General features: G+C 71.9%; 14 protein-coding genes. 10 read left to right on the forward strand and 4 right to left on the reverse strand.

What is annotated here, in order from left to right; translation table 11 throughout:
• The coding region (locus CIB93_RS29855; protein WP_107470989.1) for a hypothetical protein at positions 1 to 514 on the reverse strand (514 nt) is incomplete at its 3' end.
• Positions 515 to 959: 445 nt separating this feature from the next.
• On the opposite strand from CIB93_RS29855, the gene fmt reads away from it, so the two are divergent.
• The 4 genes from fmt (at position 960) to CIB93_RS29875 (ending at position 5,368) form a co-directional block, all read left to right on the forward strand.
• Positions 960 to 1,892: a methionyl-tRNA formyltransferase gene (gene fmt, locus CIB93_RS29860; protein ID WP_096631395.1), complete on the forward strand. Its 933-nt coding sequence runs from the start codon at positions 960 to 962 to the stop codon at positions 1,890 to 1,892.
• An 81-nt stretch (positions 1,893 to 1,973) separates the two neighbouring features.
• Positions 1,974 to 3,407, forward strand: a complete 1,434-nt coding sequence (locus tag CIB93_RS29865; protein ID WP_096631397.1) for an RsmB/NOP family class I SAM-dependent RNA methyltransferase — start codon at positions 1,974 to 1,976, stop codon at positions 3,405 to 3,407.
• 148 nt (positions 3,408 to 3,555) lie between these two features.
• Complete coding sequence (gene rpe, locus CIB93_RS29870; protein WP_096631398.1) at positions 3,556 to 4,239, forward strand: ribulose-phosphate 3-epimerase; 684 nt, start codon at positions 3,556 to 3,558, stop codon at positions 4,237 to 4,239.
• 133 nt (positions 4,240 to 4,372) lie between these two features.
• A complete protein-coding gene (locus tag CIB93_RS29875) occupies positions 4,373 to 5,368 on the forward strand; it encodes a sugar-binding transcriptional regulator (protein ID WP_096631444.1) in 996 nt (331 codons plus the stop codon).
• 74 nt (positions 5,369 to 5,442) lie between these two features.
• Here the strand turns inward: CIB93_RS29875 and CIB93_RS29880 are convergent, their stop codons facing one another.
• Complete coding sequence (locus CIB93_RS29880; RefSeq protein WP_096631400.1) at positions 5,443 to 6,525, reverse strand: terpene cyclase; 1,083 nt, start codon at positions 6,523 to 6,525, stop codon at positions 5,443 to 5,445.
• 309 nt (positions 6,526 to 6,834) lie between these two features.
• Between CIB93_RS29880 and CIB93_RS29885 the strand changes: the two genes are divergently transcribed.
• From CIB93_RS29885 to CIB93_RS29905, 5 genes are all read left to right on the forward strand, one after another.
• A complete protein-coding gene (locus CIB93_RS29885) occupies positions 6,835 to 8,301 on the forward strand; it encodes a GuaB1 family IMP dehydrogenase-related protein (RefSeq protein ID WP_096631402.1) in 1,467 nt (488 codons plus the stop codon).
• Positions 8,302 to 8,481: 180 nt separating this feature from the next.
• Positions 8,482 to 9,939: an aldehyde dehydrogenase family protein gene (locus CIB93_RS29890; RefSeq protein ID WP_096631404.1), complete on the forward strand. Its 1,458-nt coding sequence runs from the start codon at positions 8,482 to 8,484 to the stop codon at positions 9,937 to 9,939.
• Positions 9,940 to 10,054: 115 nt separating this feature from the next.
• On the forward strand, positions 10,055 to 10,513 hold the full coding sequence (locus CIB93_RS29895) for an Lrp/AsnC family transcriptional regulator (protein WP_096631406.1): 459 nt from the start codon (positions 10,055 to 10,057) through the stop codon (positions 10,511 to 10,513).
• 241 nt (positions 10,514 to 10,754) lie between these two features.
• The gene (locus CIB93_RS29900; RefSeq protein WP_096631407.1) at positions 10,755 to 11,552 is read left to right on the forward strand and encodes a carbon-nitrogen hydrolase family protein; all 798 of its coding nucleotides are present in this window, start codon (positions 10,755 to 10,757) and stop codon (positions 11,550 to 11,552) included.
• 55 nt (positions 11,553 to 11,607) lie between these two features.
• Positions 11,608 to 13,302: an NAD(P)/FAD-dependent oxidoreductase gene (locus CIB93_RS29905; protein WP_096631409.1), complete on the forward strand. Its 1,695-nt coding sequence runs from the start codon at positions 11,608 to 11,610 to the stop codon at positions 13,300 to 13,302.
• A 43-nt stretch (positions 13,303 to 13,345) separates the two neighbouring features.
• Here the strand turns inward: CIB93_RS29905 and CIB93_RS29910 are convergent, their stop codons facing one another.
• Entirely contained in the window at positions 13,346 to 14,056 is a 711-nt protein-coding gene (locus tag CIB93_RS29910; protein WP_096631411.1) for a DUF5995 family protein, read from the reverse strand.
• A gap of 97 nt (positions 14,057 to 14,153) precedes the next feature.
• Between CIB93_RS29910 and CIB93_RS29915 the strand changes: the two genes are divergently transcribed.
• Positions 14,154 to 15,365, forward strand: coding sequence for a glycoside hydrolase family 6 protein (locus tag CIB93_RS29915; RefSeq protein ID WP_096631412.1), 1,212 nt, complete (start codon positions 14,154 to 14,156; stop codon positions 15,363 to 15,365).
• Between the two features lie 12 nt (positions 15,366 to 15,377).
• Here the strand turns inward: CIB93_RS29915 and CIB93_RS29920 are convergent, their stop codons facing one another.
• On the reverse strand, positions 15,378 to 16,769 hold the full coding sequence (locus CIB93_RS29920) for a uracil-xanthine permease family protein (protein ID WP_096631414.1): 1,392 nt from the start codon (positions 16,767 to 16,769) through the stop codon (positions 15,378 to 15,380).
• Between the last annotated feature and the right edge of the window lie 23 nt (positions 16,770 to 16,792).

The raw sequence follows: 16,792 nt of genomic DNA on the forward strand, positions 1-16,792 counted from the left end.
GAGGCTGGGCCGTCGGCGGCTGCGGCGGCCTCGACCGGGCCGCGGGCACCGCGGGCACCGGGGCGCCGGACCCGGCGGCGGGGCCACCGGACAGGCCGGCGCCTACGGAGACCGTGCGCGGCGCGGCCGTCGTCTCAGCGCCCGTCTCGGCTGTGGGCTGCGGGGTGGCCCGACGCGTGCCGTAACGGCGGTGCACGGCCTGCTTGGTGACGCCGAGGGCGGAGCCCACCGCGTCCCAGGAGAAGCCCAGCGAGCGGTCGAAGTCCACCGCGGCCGTGACCAGGGTCTCGACGCTGTCCCGCAGCTCCTGCGCGAGGCGGACGGTGGGGGCCGGGGCCCTGCCGTAGACGACGAAGCCCGCGGAGGGGCCGGAGCGGCGCGGACGGTAGACGTTGCCCAGCTGGGCGGTGAGGGTGCGCAGCGCGTCCACCTGCCGCCGGACCCGCTCGATGTCCCGCACCAGAAGGTGCAGACTGGCCCGCGCTTGGGCGTCGTGGGTTGCGTGGTCGGCCATGAAGAAGCCTCTCGAACCGGCGTTGAAAGGGATCGGGCCGCATCGGGGCGGCCCGCTTCGGTCAATCTCCTTTGACCAACGCCCGAGCCGGGTATGTGGTCACGCTATCGGGGCGTATGTGCATATGCACGGGGCGTGCGCGGCGCGCGTACGCCCCCTCGGTCGGCGCACGGCCGGCGCGGGGGGACCCGGCATGCTTCCCCCGGCCACCCCCTGGGGCCTGTCGCCAGGCTGCCGCCTGCCGGGCGGCGTCCGGCACGCACGCTCGCGGCGTCGCCCAAAGAGCCGGGTAGCTCCGCCGCGAGGCCATTGCGGCCTCTTGCGACCGCATGCACCGGACGCCGCCCGTCCGCCCTTCGGGCAGCGACGGCGGTTTGACGACAGGCCCTAGACTGGTGTGCTGCTCGTCACCGTACGTCTTGGCCCGAGAGGCAGTCAGCCACCCATGAAGCTCGTCTTCGCCGGCACCCCCGAGGTCGCCGTCCCCGCCCTGGACGCCCTGATCGCCTCCGACCGCCACGAGGTCGCCGCCGTCGTGACCCGCCCCGACGCTCCCGCCGGGCGGGGCCGACGGCTCGTCGCGAGCCCGGTGGCCGAACGGGCCGAGGAGGCGGGGATCGAGGTGCTCAAGCCCGCCAAGCCCCGGGACGAGGCGTTCCTCGCCCGGCTGCGCGAGATCGCCCCGGACTGCTGCCCGGTCGTCGCCTACGGGGCGCTGCTGCCCAAGGTCGCCCTGGACGTGCCCGCGCGCGGCTGGGTCAACCTGCACTTCTCGCTGCTGCCCGCCTGGCGCGGGGCCGCGCCCGTGCAGCACTCCCTGATGGCCGGGGACGAAGTGACCGGCGCGTCCACCTTCCTGATCGAGGAGGGGCTGGACTCCGGCCCGGTCTACGGCGTCCTCACCGAGGAGATCCGCCCCACCGACACCAGCGGCGACCTGCTCACCCGGCTCGCCTTCGCGGGGGCCGGGCTGCTCGCCGCGACCATGGACGGCATCGAGGACGGCACCCTGCACGCCGTGCCCCAGCCGCACGAGGGCGTCACCCAGGCCCCGAAGATCACCGTCGAGGACGCCCAGGTCCAGTGGTCGGCCCCCGCCCTGCGGGTCGACCGGGTCGTGCGGGGCTGCACCCCGGCCCCCGGCGCCTGGACCCTGTTCCGCGGCGAGCGCCTGAAGCTGATCCAGGCCACGCCCGTCCTGGACCGGACCGACCTGGCTCCCGGCGAGCTCTCCGCCGCCAAGAACAACGTGTACGCGGGCACCGGTTCGCACGCCGTCGAGCTGCTGTGGGTCCAGCCGCAGGGCAAGAAGCCGATGAAGGCCGCCGACTGGGCACGCGGTGTCCGCATCGTCCACGGCGAGCTGCTGGGGTCGTAGAACCTCTCGTTCGAGGGGCCGGGAGCGGCGACGTACGCTGGGAGGGTTCGCCTCTCTCACCATCAGCGGAGCACCTTTCACGTGAACGACCAGCCGCGTCGCCGTCCCGCCAGGCCCCATCGCCGCCCCCAGAAGGACCCGGTCCGCTTTCTCGCCTTCGAGGCGCTCAGGGCCGTCGACGAGCGTGACGCGTACGCCAACCTCGTGCTGCCCCCGCTGCTGAAGAAGGCCCGCGCCAAGGGCGACTTCGACGGCCGGGACGCGGCGCTGGCTACCGAGCTGGTCTACGGGACGCTGCGCCGCCAGGGGACCTACGACGCGATCGTGGCGGCCTGCATCGACCGGCCGCTGCGCGAGGTCGACCCGCCGGTCCTGGACGTCCTCAACATGGGCGTCCACCAGCTGCTCGGCACCCGCATCCCCACCCACGCGGCCGTCTCCGCCAGCGTGGAGCTGGCCCGGGTGGTGCTGGGGGAGGGGCGCGCGAAGTTCGTCAACGCGGTGCTGCGCAAGGTCACCGCGCACGACCTCGACGGCTGGGTGGAGAAGGTCGCCCCGCCGTACGAGGAGGACGCCGAGGACCACCTCTCCGTCGTGCACTCCCACCCGCGCTGGATCGTCTCCGCGCTCTGGGACGCGCTGGGCGGCGGCCGCGCGGGCATCGAGGACCTTCTCGAAGCCGACAACGAGCGGCCCGAGGTGACGTTGGCGGCCCGCCCCGGCCGCTCCACCACCGACGAGCTGACCACGGCGCTGGGCGAGGACAACTCCCTCCCGGGCCGCTGGTCCCCGTACGCCGTGCGGATGGCCGAGGGTGGCGAGCCCGGAGCGCTGGAAGCCGTCCGGGAGGGCCGGGCGGGCGTCCAGGACGAGGGCAGCCAGCTCGTCGCCGCCGCCCTGGCCGCCGCCCCGCTCGACGGGAGCGACACCCGCTGGCTGGACGGCTGCGCGGGCCCCGGGGGCAAGGCCGCCCTGCTGGCCGCCCTCGCCGCCGGGCGGGGGGCGGCCCTGCTCGCCGCCGAGAAGCAGCCGCACCGCGCCCGGCTGGTCGAGCGGGCGCTCGCCGGTAACCCGGGTCCGTATCAGGTGATCACCGCCGACGGCACCCGACCGCCGTGGCGGCCCGGCGCCTTCGACCGCGTCCTGATGGACGTGCCGTGCTCGGGCCTGGGGGCGCTGCGCCGCCGCCCGGAGTCCCGCTGGCGGCGTCGGGCCGAGGACCTGGAGGCCTTCGCCCCGCTCCAACGCGGTCTGCTGCGCGAGGCGTTGAAGGCCGTACGGATCGGCGGCGTGGTCGGTTACGCGACCTGCTCGCCGCATCTCGCCGAGACCCGGGTGGTCGTCGAGGACGTGCTGAAGGGCCGGGGCGGGGAACCGGTCGAGGCGGAGTGGATCGACGCCCGGCCGCTGATGCCCGGCGTACCCGCCCTCGGCGAGGGACCGGACGTCCAGCTCTGGCCGCATCTGCACGGTACGGACGCGATGTATCTGGCTCTGCTGCGCCGGACCGGCTGAATATCACCGCGTCAGCAAGCCTCCCCGGCCGGCGAAAGAGCGGTAAAGCGCTGGCAAAATGCCCTGAATGCACGGACTGTGATGGTCGTGTGAGGCCTCGGAGGGCATCGAGGCGGGGAACCGGCGCGGAACGTGGCAGGCTTGGGTCATGGCGCAGATCAATCCCAGCATCCTGTCCGCGGATTTCGCACGTCTCGCCGAGGAGGCGAAGGCCGTCGAAGGCGCGGACTGGCTCCACGTCGATGTGATGGACAACCACTTCGTGCCCAACCTGACCCTCGGCGTGCCGATCGTCGAAGCGCTCAGCAAGGCCACGGACACCCCGCTGGACTGCCACCTCATGATCGAGGACGCGGACCGCTGGGCCCCGCAGTACGTGGAGGCCGGGGCCGGTTCCGTCACCTTCCACGCGGAGGCCGCCGCCGCGCCGGTGCGCCTCGCGCGGGAGATCCGGGCCAAGGGGGCGCGCGCCTCGATGGCGCTCAAGCCCGCGACGCCCATCGAGCCGTACGAGGACCTGCTCCCCGAGCTCGACATGCTGCTGATCATGACCGTCGAGCCGGGCTTCGGCGGCCAGGCGTTCCTGGACATCATGCTGCCGAAGATCCGCCGCACCCGGGAGCTGATCAGCAAGCACGGCCTCGAACTGTGGCTCCAGGTCGACGGCGGGGTCTCGGCCACCACCATCGAGCGGTGCGCCGAGGCGGGCGCCGACGTCTTCGTGGCCGGTTCCGCGGTGTACGGGGCGAAGGACCCGGCGGCGGCGGTGCGGGACCTGCGGGCGCAGGCGGACGTGGCGACGGCCGCGGCCCCCTGGGCGTGCGACCACTGAACCAAGGACAGATGAACGCGGCCCGACAGGGCCGATCAAGGATCGCCGGATCTGACAGGATGAACGGCGTATCGGGCGTGTGAACAGCAGTGAGGAGATCGCGGTGTCTGGCATCTCGGCGGGTCGGTCAGCCATGCGGATGGGACCCGCGGAGCTGGTGCAGGCGGCGGCCATGGCCCGCCGGTTCTATCTGGAGGGCAAGTCCAAGATCCAGATCGCCGAGGAGTTCGGCGTCAGCCGCTTCAAGGTGGCCCGGGTCCTGGAGACCGCCCTCGAACGTGATCTCGTACGGATCGAGATCCGGGTCCCGGCCGAGCTGGACGCCGAACGCTCCGACGCGCTGCGAGCCCGCTACGGGCTGCGGCACGCGGTGGTGGTCGAGTCCCCGGCCGAGGAGCAGGAGGACGCCCCCGACCCGGAGAACCTGGGCGAGGTCGCGGCCGATCTGCTCGGCGAGCTGGTGGCCGAGGGCGATGTCCTCGGCCTGGCCTGGGGCCGCTCCACCATCCACATGGCGGCCGCCCTCGACCGGCTCCCGCCCTGCACCGTCGTCCAGCTGACCGGGGTCTACGACGCGGGCACCGCCGAGCGCGGCTCGGTCGAGGCGGTCCGCCGGGCCGCCCAGGTCTCCGGCGGTGAGGCGCACCCCATCTACGCGCCGATGCTGCTGCCCGACCCGGCGACGGCCGCCGCGCTGCGCGAGCAGACGGGCATCGCCCGTGCCTTCGAGTACTTCGACAAGGTCACGGTCGCCGCGGTCTCCATCGGTTCCTGGGAGCCGGGCATCTCCACGGTCCACGACATGCTCTCCGACGAGGAGCGCGCGCACTACGCCTCGCTCGGCGTCGCGGCCGAGATGTCCGCGCACCTCTTCGACGCCGACGGCCGCCGGGTCGGCCGGGACCTCGGCGAGCGCTGTATCACCGTGGAGGCGGACCGGCTGCGCCGGATCCCCGAGGTGGTGGCGATCGCGGGCGGCCAGCGCAAGGCGGCGGCGATCGGCGCGGTGCTGCGCTCCGGCCTGGTGACCAGCCTCGTGACGGACACAGCCGCCGCGGACTTTCTGCTCACCGAGTCCGCCGCCGGGGTGCGTCCGGCGCTGGAGCGGGCCGACCCCGACGGGGAGTGACAACGGGCGCTATGCGCTGAGGGGGCGTGCACCACGTGGTGCACGCCCCCTCAGCGCTTCTCCGGGGCCCGGACTCAGCCCGTCGGCGGCGCCTTGGCCGCGCACGGTGCGGCTTCGGTGCGGACGGCCTCGGGCCGGGCGGGCGGGATGCCCAGCACGGTCTCCTCCAGATACTCCTCGGGCTCCTCGTACTGGCCCACGTCGGCCGGGTTGTAGCGCGGTGTCTGACGCGACCAGTCCAGGTTGCCGCGCATCCAGCTGCGCATCCCGTCGAGGTAGGGCACCAGCAGCGCGGACAGCTCGGGATACAGCTCCAGCAGCTCGTCCTCGGCCGTCAGGAAGCGCTCGGTCTCCTTGGCTATCCGCTCCGCGACATGATCCAGCGCCTGCTGCTCGCCCATGCCCCGGTGGTGGCGGGCCAGGTGGACGAGGTTGTGGATCTCGCCGAGCATCTGCTCCTTCTCGAAGGAGTACACGTCGTTGGCCCAGCACACGTGGTTGCACGAGGCTTCCAGGGCGGTGATGAACCGGGGGTCGTTGTGGAGCGACTCCGGGGCCTCGATGCCCGCCACGATCTCTATGAGGTCCATGCAGACGTGGATGGCCCCGGTGTGCCGCCGCTTCGCGATGTACGTCTCCTCCGACGGCACCACGTCCTCGGCCCGGTTCCCCGCCTCCCAGGTCGTGGCGGTCGTGAGGTAGGTCACCAGATGCCAGGCGAACCGGGTCCGCCAGTGGGGGGCCGCGTTCGGCGTCGTACGTTTCCACAGATCGGCCAGGGCGATCACGGCGGCCGGGAGCTCCTCGCCCGGAAGCGGCTCGGGGGCGGAGCCGTCGACCACCGCGCGCATCCGGTCGACGACATCCCTCACCCGATCGGGGGAACGGCCGAGATGGCCGTCGTCGAGCTGGTCGTCGACCAGGAAGAGCCAGACGAACCAATCGGCCACCAGATCGAGGTGTTCACCGTCGGCCGTCGGATAGACCATGCCGACGAACGCCCCGAAATCGGCTTGTTCGAAGCGGTTCCTCGCGGACTCGCGGTGGACCAGACCCGTCTGTCTGGTCCAGGCGTCCAGATGCCCCCGGGTGTGCGCCACGTGCGGGTTGGTCCGCTGCGGGAACGGGCAGTAGATGTCCGGCAGTTCGCTGTCCACAGGCGGATCTGGATCCTCTCCGGTCAAACGGTGTGCCCAGGACTGCCGATGTGCCGGAGCGGCGCTTCGGACACCCCCGAGACCTGCGGGTTTGAAGCTACCTGACCCTTTGTCACCCGGTCCAGGGATGGTGATCACGAATGATTCGAATCCCGTTCGGGTACAGTCCGTGGGTAAGGCAGGTTCCACTTGCCCGGGGCCCCCGGCCACCCCTTGGAGCACTCCTTGGAGGAACGGACGAACGCGGGGGTCTTTTGCTGTGTCTTCGTGGAAACGACCTGCACCGTTTCGTATGAAAAAATGAGTGTTATGCGCTTTCTTGAGCCGGGCACCGGTCGCTACACAGAGTCCCCCGCGGTCCCGTACGACCTCACGTACGACGACGTCTTCATGGTCCCGGGCCGCTCCGCGGTCGGCTCCCGGCAGGGGGTGGACCTCTCGTCGCCCGACGGCACCGGTACCACCATCCCGCTGGTGGTCGCCAACATGACCGCCATCGCGGGTCGCCGCATGGCCGAAACTGTCGCCCGCCGCGGCGGTCTCGTCGTCATCCCCCAGGACATCCCGATCGACGTCGTCACCGACGTCATCTCCTGGGTCAAGACGCGCCACCTCGTCCTCGACACCCCGATCGAGCTGGCCCCCGGCCAGACCGTCGCCGACGCCCTGTCGCTGCTGCCCAAGCGCGCCCACGGCGCGGGTGTCGTCGTGGACGCCGACCGGCGCCCCGTCGGCGTCGTCACCGACCACGACCTCACCGGCGTCGACCGCTTCACCCAGCTCTCCGAGGTCATGTCCAAGGACCTGGTCCTGCTGGACGCCGGCATCGACCCGCGCGACGCCTTCAACAAGCTCGACGGCGCCAACCGCAAGCTCGCCCCCGCGGTCGACGCGGACGGCCGCCTCGTCGGCATCCTCACCCGCAAGGCCGCCCTGCGTGCCACGCTCTACACCCCCGCCACCGACGCACAGGGCAAGCTGCGCATCGCGGCCGCCGTCGGCATCAACGGCGACGTCGCGGGCAAGGCCAAGCAGCTCCTGGACGCGGGTGCCGACGTGCTCGTCGTGGACACCGCCCACGGCCACCAGGAGTCCATGATCAGCGCGGTGAAGGCAGTCCGCGCGCTCGACCCGCAGGTCCCGATCGTCGCGGGCAACATCGTCGCCGCCGAGGGCGTACGGGACCTGATCGAGGCGGGCGCGGACATCATCAAGGTCGGCGTCGGCCCCGGTGCCATGTGCACCACCCGGATGATGACCGGCGTCGGCCGCCCGCAGTTCTCCGCCGTCCTGGAGTGTGCCGCCGAGGCCAGGAAGCACGGCAAGCACGTCTGGGCCGACGGCGGTGTCCGCCACCCGCGCGACGTCGCCATGGCGCTCGCCGCCGGTGCGTCCAACGTGATGATCGGCTCCTGGTTCGCGGGGACGTACGAGTCGCCCGGCGACCTCCAGCAGTCCGCCGACGGCCGCTTCTACAAGGAGTCCTTCGGGATGGCCTCGGCCCGCGCCGTCAAGAACCGCACCTCGGAGGAGTCCGCGTACGACCGGGCCCGCAAGGCGCTCTTCGAGGAGGGCATCTCCACCTCGCGGATGTTCCTCGACCCGACCCGCCCGGGCGTCGAGGACCTGATCGACTCGATCATCGCGGGCGTCCGCTCCTCCTGCACCTACGCGGGCGCGGGCTCCCTGGAGGAGTTCGCCGACAAGGCGGTCGTCGGCATCCAGAGCGCCGCCGGATACGCCGAGGGCAAGCCGCTGCACGCCAGCTGGAGTTGATCCCGCTCCCACCGCAACGCCCCCGCCCCTCCCAGCCGTTCGCGCCGGGAGGGGCGGGGGCGTTTTCGGACCCCGGACCCCGGAGCCCGGTGAGGTGGCCGGGAGTGCGCTTCAACTCGGTTGAAACTTAAGTAATATGAAGCGCACTCAGCTGCCTGCCTCTCTGCGGTAAGGGATCTCATGTCCTTCTTCACTGACCTGGCCCATCAGTACATCGACGGCGAGTGGAGGCCGGGGAAGGGGTCCTGGGACATCATCGACTTCAATCCCTTCGACGGCGAGAAGCTCGCCTCCATCCCCGTGGCCACCGCCGAAGAGGTCGACCAGGCCTACCGCGCCGCCGAGCGCGCCCAGCAGGCGTGGGCGGACACCAACCCGTACAGCAGGCGGGCCGTCCTGGAGAAGGCCCTGCGGATCGTCGAGGAGCGCGAGGCGGAGATCGGCGAGGCGATCGTCGCCGAGCTCGGCGGCACCCGGCTGAAGGCCGGTTTCGAACTGCACCTGGCCAAGGAGTTCCTCCGCGAAGCCATCCAGCTCGCCCTGCGCCCCGCCGGACAGATCCTGCCCTCGCCGACCGAGGGCAAGGAGAACCGCGTCTACCGTGTGCCCGTCGGCGTCGTCGGGGTGATCAGCCCCTTCAACTTCCCCTTCCTGCTCTCCCTCAAGTCCGTCGCCCCCGCCCTGGCCCTCGGCAACGCCGTCGTCCTCAAGCCGCACCAGAACACGCCGATCTGCGGCGGCACCCTGCTGGCCAAGGTCTTCGAGGACGCGGGGCTCCCCGCCGGGCTGCTGAACGTCGTGATCACCGATATCGCGGAGATCGGCGACACCCTGCTGGAGCACCCGGTGCCGCAGGTCATCTCCTTCACCGGCTCGGACAAGGTCGGCCGCCACGTCGCCACCGTCTGTGCCGCCAACCTCAAGCGGGCCGTCCTGGAACTCGGCGGCAACAGCGCCCTGATCGTGCTCGACGACGCCGATGTCGACTACGCCGTCGACGCGGCCGTCTTCAGCCGCTACGTCCACCAGGGCCAGGTCTGCATGGCGGCCAACCGCATCCTGGTCGACCGTGCCGTGGAGCAGGAGTTCACCGAGAAGTTCGTCGCGAAGGTCGCCTCGCTCACCGTCGGTGACCCGGCGGACCCGGCCACCCAGATCGGCCCCCTGATCAACTCCTCGCAGGCCGAGTCCGTCTCCAAGCTCGTCGACCAGACCGTGGCGGCCGGTGCGACGGCCCTCCTGCACGGCGCCGCCGACGGCAACCTCGTCAGCCCCTCCGTGCTCACCGGCCTCGCCGCCGACTCGCCCGTCCTCCAGCAGGAGATCTTCGGCCCCGTCGCCCTGATCGTCCCCTTCGACGGCGAGGACGAGGCCGTCCGCATCGCCAACGACACCCCCTACGGGCTCAGCGGCGCCGTCCACACCGGCAACACCGAGCGCGGCGTGCGGATCGGGCAGCGCATCCACACCGGCATGATCCACATCAACGACGGCACGGTCCACGACGAGCCCATCGTCCCCTTCGGCGGCGAGAAGAGCTCGGGCCTCGGCCGGCTGAACGGCGACTCGATGATCGATGCCTTCACCACCCAGAAGTGGATCTCCATCCAGCACGGCCGCTCGCAGTTCCCCTTCTGACGGCCTGCCCCCGCCGCACCGGGCGCGCCCCGGGCGGCGGCCCGTGGTCTACTGCGGGTGGCGGCACCGCCCGCCACCCGCAGCCGACCCACCGCAGAGAAGTGAACCGCCCGACGTGCGCCTGAACGACCTCGACGAACGCATCGTCCACGCCCTCGCCGAAGACGCCCGGCGCTCCTACGCCGACATCGGCGCGATCGTTGGCCTCTCCGCCCCCGCCGTGAAGCGCCGTGTCGACCGGCTCCGCGCCGAGGGCGCGATCACCGGCTTCACCGTGCGCGTGGACCCGGCCGCGCTCGGCTGGGAGACCGAGGGGTTCATCGAGATCTACTGCAGCCGCAACACCTCTCCGGATGCCATCAAGCAGGGCCTCGCCCGCTACCCGGAGATCGCCTCGGCCTCCACGGTGACCGGGGACGCAGACGCGGTGGTCCAGGTCTTCGCCGCCGACATGCGCCACTTCGAGCAGGTACTGGAGCGGATCGCGGGGGAGCCGTACGTGGAGCGGACGAAGTCCGTGCTGGTGCTCTCGCCGCTGCTGCGCCGCTACTCGGCGGAGGCTCCGCCGGTCTAGGCCTGTCTGACAATTCCCGTCTGCCTCACGACGCCATGCACGCACTTCCGGCCCGCCGACCAGTGGCACACATCACCCCGCTGACCTGCGGTGATGCCCCACGCAACATTTCGCCGTCCTCGGCCTTTCCCGCGCAACGAATCAACGGTCGGTGCGCAACAGTCGCGCCTTGTCCGGGCAGATCCGTGGCACGTACCGTCGATACGTCTCCCCACCCCGCCCGTACCGCCCGAGGTCAGCCATGCCGCCGTTGCGCACCGCCCTGCTCCAGAGCTCCGGACGGCCCGGCGCCGTCGCCGAGAACCTCAAGGTGCTGGACGAGGCCGCCGCCCGGGCCGCCGCGACGGGGGCCCGGCTGCTCGTCGCCCCCGAGCTGTTCCTGACCGGCTACGCCATCGGCGACGCCGTCCCCACGCTCGCCGAGCCCGCCGACGGCCCCGGCGCCCGGGCCGTCGCCGAGATCGCCGTACGCCACGGCCTCGCCGTCCTGTACGGCTACCCGGAGCGCGACGGGGAGCGGATCTTCAACGCCTCCCAGCTCATCGGCCCCGACGGCGCGCGGCTCGCGAACTACCGCAAGACCCACCTCTTCGGCTGCTTCGAGCAGGAGTGGTTCACCCCCGGCGAGCAGACCGTCGTCCAGGCCGATCTGGACGGTATCCGCATCGGCCTGCTGATCTGCTACGACGTCGAGTTCCCGGAGAACGTACGGGCGCACGCACTGGCGGGCACCGACCTGCTGCTGGTTCCCACCGCGCAGATGCACCCCTTCCAGTTCGTCGCCGAATCCGTCGTCCCCGTACGGGCCTTCGAGAGTCAGATGTACGTGGCCTACGTCAACCGCACCGGTCCGGAAGGGGAGTTCGAGTTCGTCGGACTCAGCTGCCTGGCCGGACCCGACGGCGTGGTGCGCACCCGCGCCGGGCGCGGCGAGGAGCTCGTGACCGGCGAGGTGGACCCGGAGTTCCTGGCCGCCTCGCGCGCAGCCAACCCGTATCTGCAGGACCGCCGTCCCGGTCTGTACGGCTCCCTCGGCTGAGCCCTCCCCCCCCACCGCTTCCCCCTTCAGTCTTCGCGCAAGGAGTCCGTACCCCATGACGTCCACGGTGCCCAACGCCGTCCAGCACACCGACGCTGCCGCCCCGCCGATCACCATGTTCGGGCCGGACTTCCCGTACGCGTACGACGACTTCCTCGCCCATCCGGCGGGCCTCGGCCAGATACCGGCGACCGAGCACGGCAGCGAGGTCGCCGTCATCGGCGGCGGGCTGTCCGGCATCATCGCCGCGTACGAGCTGATGAAGATGGGCCTCAAGCCCGTCGTCTACGAGGCCGACCAGATCGGCGGACGGCTGCGCACCGTCGGCTTCGACGGCTGCGACCCCTCGCTCACCGCCGAGATGGGCGCGATGCGCTTCCCGCCCTCCTCCACGGCGCTCCAGCACTACATCGACCTGGTGGGCCTTGAGACCCGGTCCTTCCCCAACCCGCTCTCGCCGGCCACCCCCTCCACCGTCGTGGACCTCAAGGGCGAGTCGCACTACGCCGAGACCATCGACGACCTGCCGCAGGTCTACCGTGATGTGGCCGAGGCCTGGAACGCCTGTCTGGAGGAGGGTGCCGACTTCTCCGACATGAACCGGGCGCTGCGCGAGCGCGACGTCCCGCGCATCCGGGAGATCTGGTCGCAGCTCGTCGAGCGGCTCGACAACCAGACCTTCTACGGCTTCCTCTGTGAGTCCGAGGCCTTCAAGTCGTTCCGGCACCGCGAGATCTTCGGCCAGGTCGGCTTCGGCACCGGCGGCTGGGACACCGACTTCCCCAACTCCATCCTGGAGATCCTGCGCGTCGTCTACACCGAGGCCGACGACCACCACCGCGGCATCGTCGGCGGCAGCCAGCAGCTCCCGCTGCGCCTGTGGGACCGCGAGCCGCAGAAGATCGTCCACTGGCCGCTCGGCACCTCGCTGTCCTCCCTGCACGAGGGCGAGCCGCGCCCCGCCGTGACCCGGCTGACCCGCACGGCGGGCAACCGCATCACCGTCACCGACGCCACTGGCGACATCCGCACCTTCCGGGCCGCGGTCTTCACCGGCCAGTCCTGGCTGCTGCTCTCCAAGATCGACTGCGATGACGCGCTTTTCCCGATCGATCACTGGACGGCGATGGAGCGCACCCACTACATGGAGTCCTCCAAGCTGTTCGTCCCGGTCGACCGGCCGTTCTGGCTGGACAAGGACGAGACCACCGGCCGCGACACCATGTCGATGACGCTCACCGACCGGATGACCCGGGGGACCTACCTCCTGGACGACGGCCCGGACAGGCCCGCCGTCATCTGCCTCTCCTACACGTGGTGCGACGACAGCCTGAAGTGGCTGCCGCTCTCCCCGAAGGAGCGCATGGACGTCATGCTGAAGTCGCTCGGGGAGATCTACCCGAACGTCGACATCCGCAGCCACATCATCGGCAACCCGGTCACCGTCTCCTGGGAGAACGAGCCCTGGTTCATGGGCGCGTTCAAGGCCAACCTGCCCGGCCACTACCGCTACCAGCGGCGGCTGTTCACCCACTTCATGCAGGACCGGCTGCCGGAGGACAAGCGCGGCATCTTCCTGGCCGGGGACGACATCTCCTGGACGGCGGGCTGGGCCGAGGGCGCCGTGCAGACCGCGCTGAACGCGGTGTGGGGCGTCATGCACCAGTTCGGCGGGGCGAGTGACCCGACCAACCCCGGCCCCGGCGACCTCTTCGACGAGATCGCGCCGGTGGAGCTTCCGGAGGACTGAACCGGAGGGCGGGGACGCGGACGGCAGGACACCGGCGCGGGCGTCAGCGGCACGGGGTGAGCAGCAGGCGGCTCACCAGGCCGGCGCCCGCGTCGGTGCGCTGCCTGAACTCCTCGGCCAGTGAGGGGAATCCGCGCAGCCGCCACAGCGTGCGGGCGGCCGTCCAGGCGGCCTCGCGGGCCCGTTCCAGGCTCCAGCAGCTCACCAGGTGCGTCAGCGGGTCCGCGATCCTCAGCAGCTCGGGCCCCGGCATCAGATCGTCGCGGATGCGCTCCTCCAGCAACACGAGGAGATCGCCCACGCGCTCGAACTCCCCCTCCAGGTCAGCCGGAGCGCAGCCGAGCGTACGACAGGTGTCCACCAGCGCCAGGACCAGATCGTGACCCACGTGCGCCTGGAGGCCGCTCAGCGCGAACTGCATCGGCCGTACGCCGGGATGCCGCCGGTACCGGACGAGTGGACGCCAGCACTCCGGCACCCGGCCGCCCGCCGTCGCCGCGTCGAGCGCCGACAGATAGCGCTCGGCGCAGCGCACGCCCAGCGTGGCTGCGGCCTCCCGGTCGTCGAAGCCGCCCCTCCCCAGGTCCGGTTCGACCGTCTCGACGACCCCCAGATACACCCGGTGGAAGACCGCCACGCCGTCCCCCGACGGCCACCGGGAGCGGAATGCCGCCATCCGTTCGATCACCGGAGGATCACCCGCCCTGAGGGTGCCGAGGCCGTCCGGGGCTGCGGACTGTTCGATCTGCGTCATGCGCGGAGCGTCCCAGCCATAGGCTCGCCACGGCGCCGACCGGCCGGAGGTTCATCGGAACGGACGAACAACGGTGCCGGAAAAGGGGGATCGAGGAGTGCCGGGTTCACGCGCACAGCGCCGTATCGCACACCGGGAACGCCGACGCGCCGCCCGGCGCCAGGCCCTGCTGGCCGTCGCGTCGGCAGTGGTGGCGATCGGCGCCACCGCAGGGCTGGTCGAGGCCGGGCAGGAGGAGCGGCGGACCACGGCCGTCCCGGAGCCGGCGCCCTCGCAACGTCTCCCGCCGCTCCCCGCCGTCCCGGTGCCCACCGCGCCCGTGCCCGGTACGCCGTCGTCCACCACGGCCCTGCCTCCCGCCCCGGAACCGTCGCGCACCACGCCCGGCGCGAGCGCTCCGCCCACGGCCTCGCCCACCGCCCCGGCCGCCGCTCCCGCCCCGCCGCCCCGCACCCGGCTGTTTCGCCACCCTCGGTCCCAGGTCCTGGACTGGGTCCGGGCGAACCCCGGCGACCCGCGCCGCCCGGTGATCGAGTCCCGGATCGCGACGCGGCCCGCGGCCGTCTGGTTCGCCGCCCACAACCCCGGGGAGATCGCCGGTCAGGTCCGCACGGTCACCCGGGGCGCGGCCGCCGCGGGCCGCACTCCGGTGCTCGTGCCGTACGCGATACCCGACCGGGACTGCGGCGGGGCCTCGCGGGGCGGAGCGCCGGATCTCGCGGCGTACGACGCATGGATGGGGGAGTTCGCCCAGGGGCTCGGCGCGGGTCCGGCGATCGTGATCCTGGAACCGGACGCCATCGCCCTCTCCGACTGCCTCACCGCCCCCGAACGGGCCGCCCGCTTCGCCGCGCTGGCCCGCGCCGGAGACACCCTGCGCGCCGCGAACCCCCGGGCCCGGGTCTACTTCGACGGAGGTCACTCCGGCTGGCACGCCCCCGCGAAACAGGCCGCCGCGCTCCGGGCGGCGGGCGCGGCCACCAGCGGCGACGGCATCTTCACCAATGTGGCCAACTTCCACCGCACCGCCGACGAGACCGCGTACGCCCGCCGGGTCCTGGCGGCCCTCGGCGGTCCGCCCGGACTCGGCGCGGTCATCGACACCAGCCGCAACGGCAACGGGGCGCCCGCCGCAGGTCAGTGGTGCGACCCGGCGGGCCGGGCGCTGGGGCAGAGCCCGACGACCCGGACCGGGCAGAGCGGGATCGACGCGTATCTGTGGGTGAAGCTGCCGGGGGAGTCCGACGGCTGCTCGGGCGCGGCGGGTTCCTTCACCCCGGAGTACGCCTACGCCCTGGCGACCGGCTGACCACCGGCCGGCTCAGGGCTTCCCGGCCCCCGCCTCCTCGTCGTACGCCGACGTGCCGGAGTCCAGCAGCGGTTCCTGGGACTTGAGGTGGGCCGGGGCGAAGGCCCGCAGGACGTGGTAGCCGGTGATCACGACGAGCGTGCCGAGCGCGATACCGCCCAGCTCGAAGTTGTCGGTGATCTTCAGGGTGACCCCGCCGACGCCGATGATGATGCCCGCGGCGGCCGGGACCAGATTGAGCGGATTACGCAGGTCCACCCGGCCGTTGAGCCAGATCTGCGCACCCAGCAGGCCGATCATCCCGTACAGGATCACGGTGATCCCGCCCAGCACCCCGCCCGGGATCGCGGCGACGACCGCGCCGAACTTGGGGCACAGACCGAAGAGGAGGGCGAAGCAGGCCGCCGCCCAGTACGCGGCCGTGGAGTAGACGCGGGTCGCGGCCATCACGCCGATGTTCTCGGAGTACGTGGTGTTGGGCGGGCCGCCCACGGCGGTGGACAGCATGGACGCCGCGCCGTCCGCCGCGATGGCGGTGCCGAGCTTGTCGTCCAGCGGGTCGCCCGTCATCTCGCCCACGGCCTTCACATGGCCCGCGTTCTCCGCGACCAGCGCGATCACCACGGGCAGCGCCACCAGGATCGCCGACCACTCGAAGGCCGGTGCGTGGAAGGACGGCAGCCCGATCCAGTCCGCCGAGCCGACCGCCGAAAGGTCCAGACGCCAGTGGTCGACGGCCTCCGCGCCGCCCGCCGGGGAGTGGATCTTCCCGAACGCCAGGTCCAGCACCCAGGACAGCGCGTACCCGAAGACCAGCCCCAGGAAGATCGCGATCCGGGACAGGAAACCGCGCAGGCACACCACGGCGAGCCCGGTGAACAGCATCACCGCCAGCGCCGTCCACTGGTCCTGCGGCCAGTACGTCGAGGCGGTCACCGGCGCCAGGTTGAAGCCGATGAGCATCACCACCGCGCCGGTCACCACCGGCGGCATCGCCGCGTGAATGATCCGCGCGCCGAACCGCTGCACCGCGAGGCCCACCAGGAACAGCGCCGCGCCGACCACCAGCACCGCGCCCGTGACGGTCGCGCTGTCACCGCCACCCGCCCGGATCGTGGCCGCGACGCCGACGAAGGAGAGCGAGCAGCCCAGATAGCTGGGCACCCGACCCTTGGTCGCCAACAGGAAGATCGCGGTCGCGACACCGGACATCATGATCGCGAGGTTCGGGTCGAGCCCCATCAGCACCGGAGCGACGAACGACGCCCCGAACATCGCCACCACGTGCTGCGCGCCCAGTCCGAACGTACGGGGCCAGGAGAGCCGCTCGTCGGGGCGCACCACCGCCCCGGGCGCGGGGGTCTTCCCGTCGCCGTGCAAGGTCCAGCGCACGCCGAGGCTCATGGTTGCTCCCTGAAGGTCTGCTC

The organism is Streptomyces sp. WZ.A104 (assembly GCF_002382885.1).
Taxonomy (GTDB): Bacteria; Actinomycetota; Actinomycetes; order Streptomycetales; family Streptomycetaceae; genus Streptomyces.

Bases quoted from the DNA above. Each gene is read 5' to 3' on its own strand.
- fmt (WP_096631395.1), top strand. From the start codon at position 960: ATGAAGCTCGTCTTCGCCGGCACCCCCGAGGTCGCCGTCCCCGCCCTG.
- rpe (WP_096631398.1), top strand. From the start codon at position 3,556: ATGGCGCAGATCAATCCCAGCATCCTGTCCGCGGATTTCGCACGTCTC.
- CIB93_RS29875 (WP_096631444.1), top strand. From the start codon at position 4,373: ATGCGGATGGGACCCGCGGAGCTGGTGCAGGCGGCGGCCATGGCCCGC.
- CIB93_RS29885 (WP_096631402.1), top strand. From the start codon at position 6,835: ATGCGCTTTCTTGAGCCGGGCACCGGTCGCTACACAGAGTCCCCCGCG.
- CIB93_RS29890 (WP_096631404.1), top strand. From the start codon at position 8,482: ATGTCCTTCTTCACTGACCTGGCCCATCAGTACATCGACGGCGAGTGG.
- CIB93_RS29900 (WP_096631407.1), top strand. From the start codon at position 10,755: ATGCCGCCGTTGCGCACCGCCCTGCTCCAGAGCTCCGGACGGCCCGGC.
- CIB93_RS29905 (WP_096631409.1), top strand. From the start codon at position 11,608: ATGACGTCCACGGTGCCCAACGCCGTCCAGCACACCGACGCTGCCGCC.
- CIB93_RS29910 (WP_096631411.1), bottom strand. From the start codon at position 14,056: ATGACGCAGATCGAACAGTCCGCAGCCCCGGACGGCCTCGGCACCCTC.
- CIB93_RS29920 (WP_096631414.1), bottom strand. From the start codon at position 16,769: ATGAGCCTCGGCGTGCGCTGGACCTTGCACGGCGACGGGAAGACCCCC.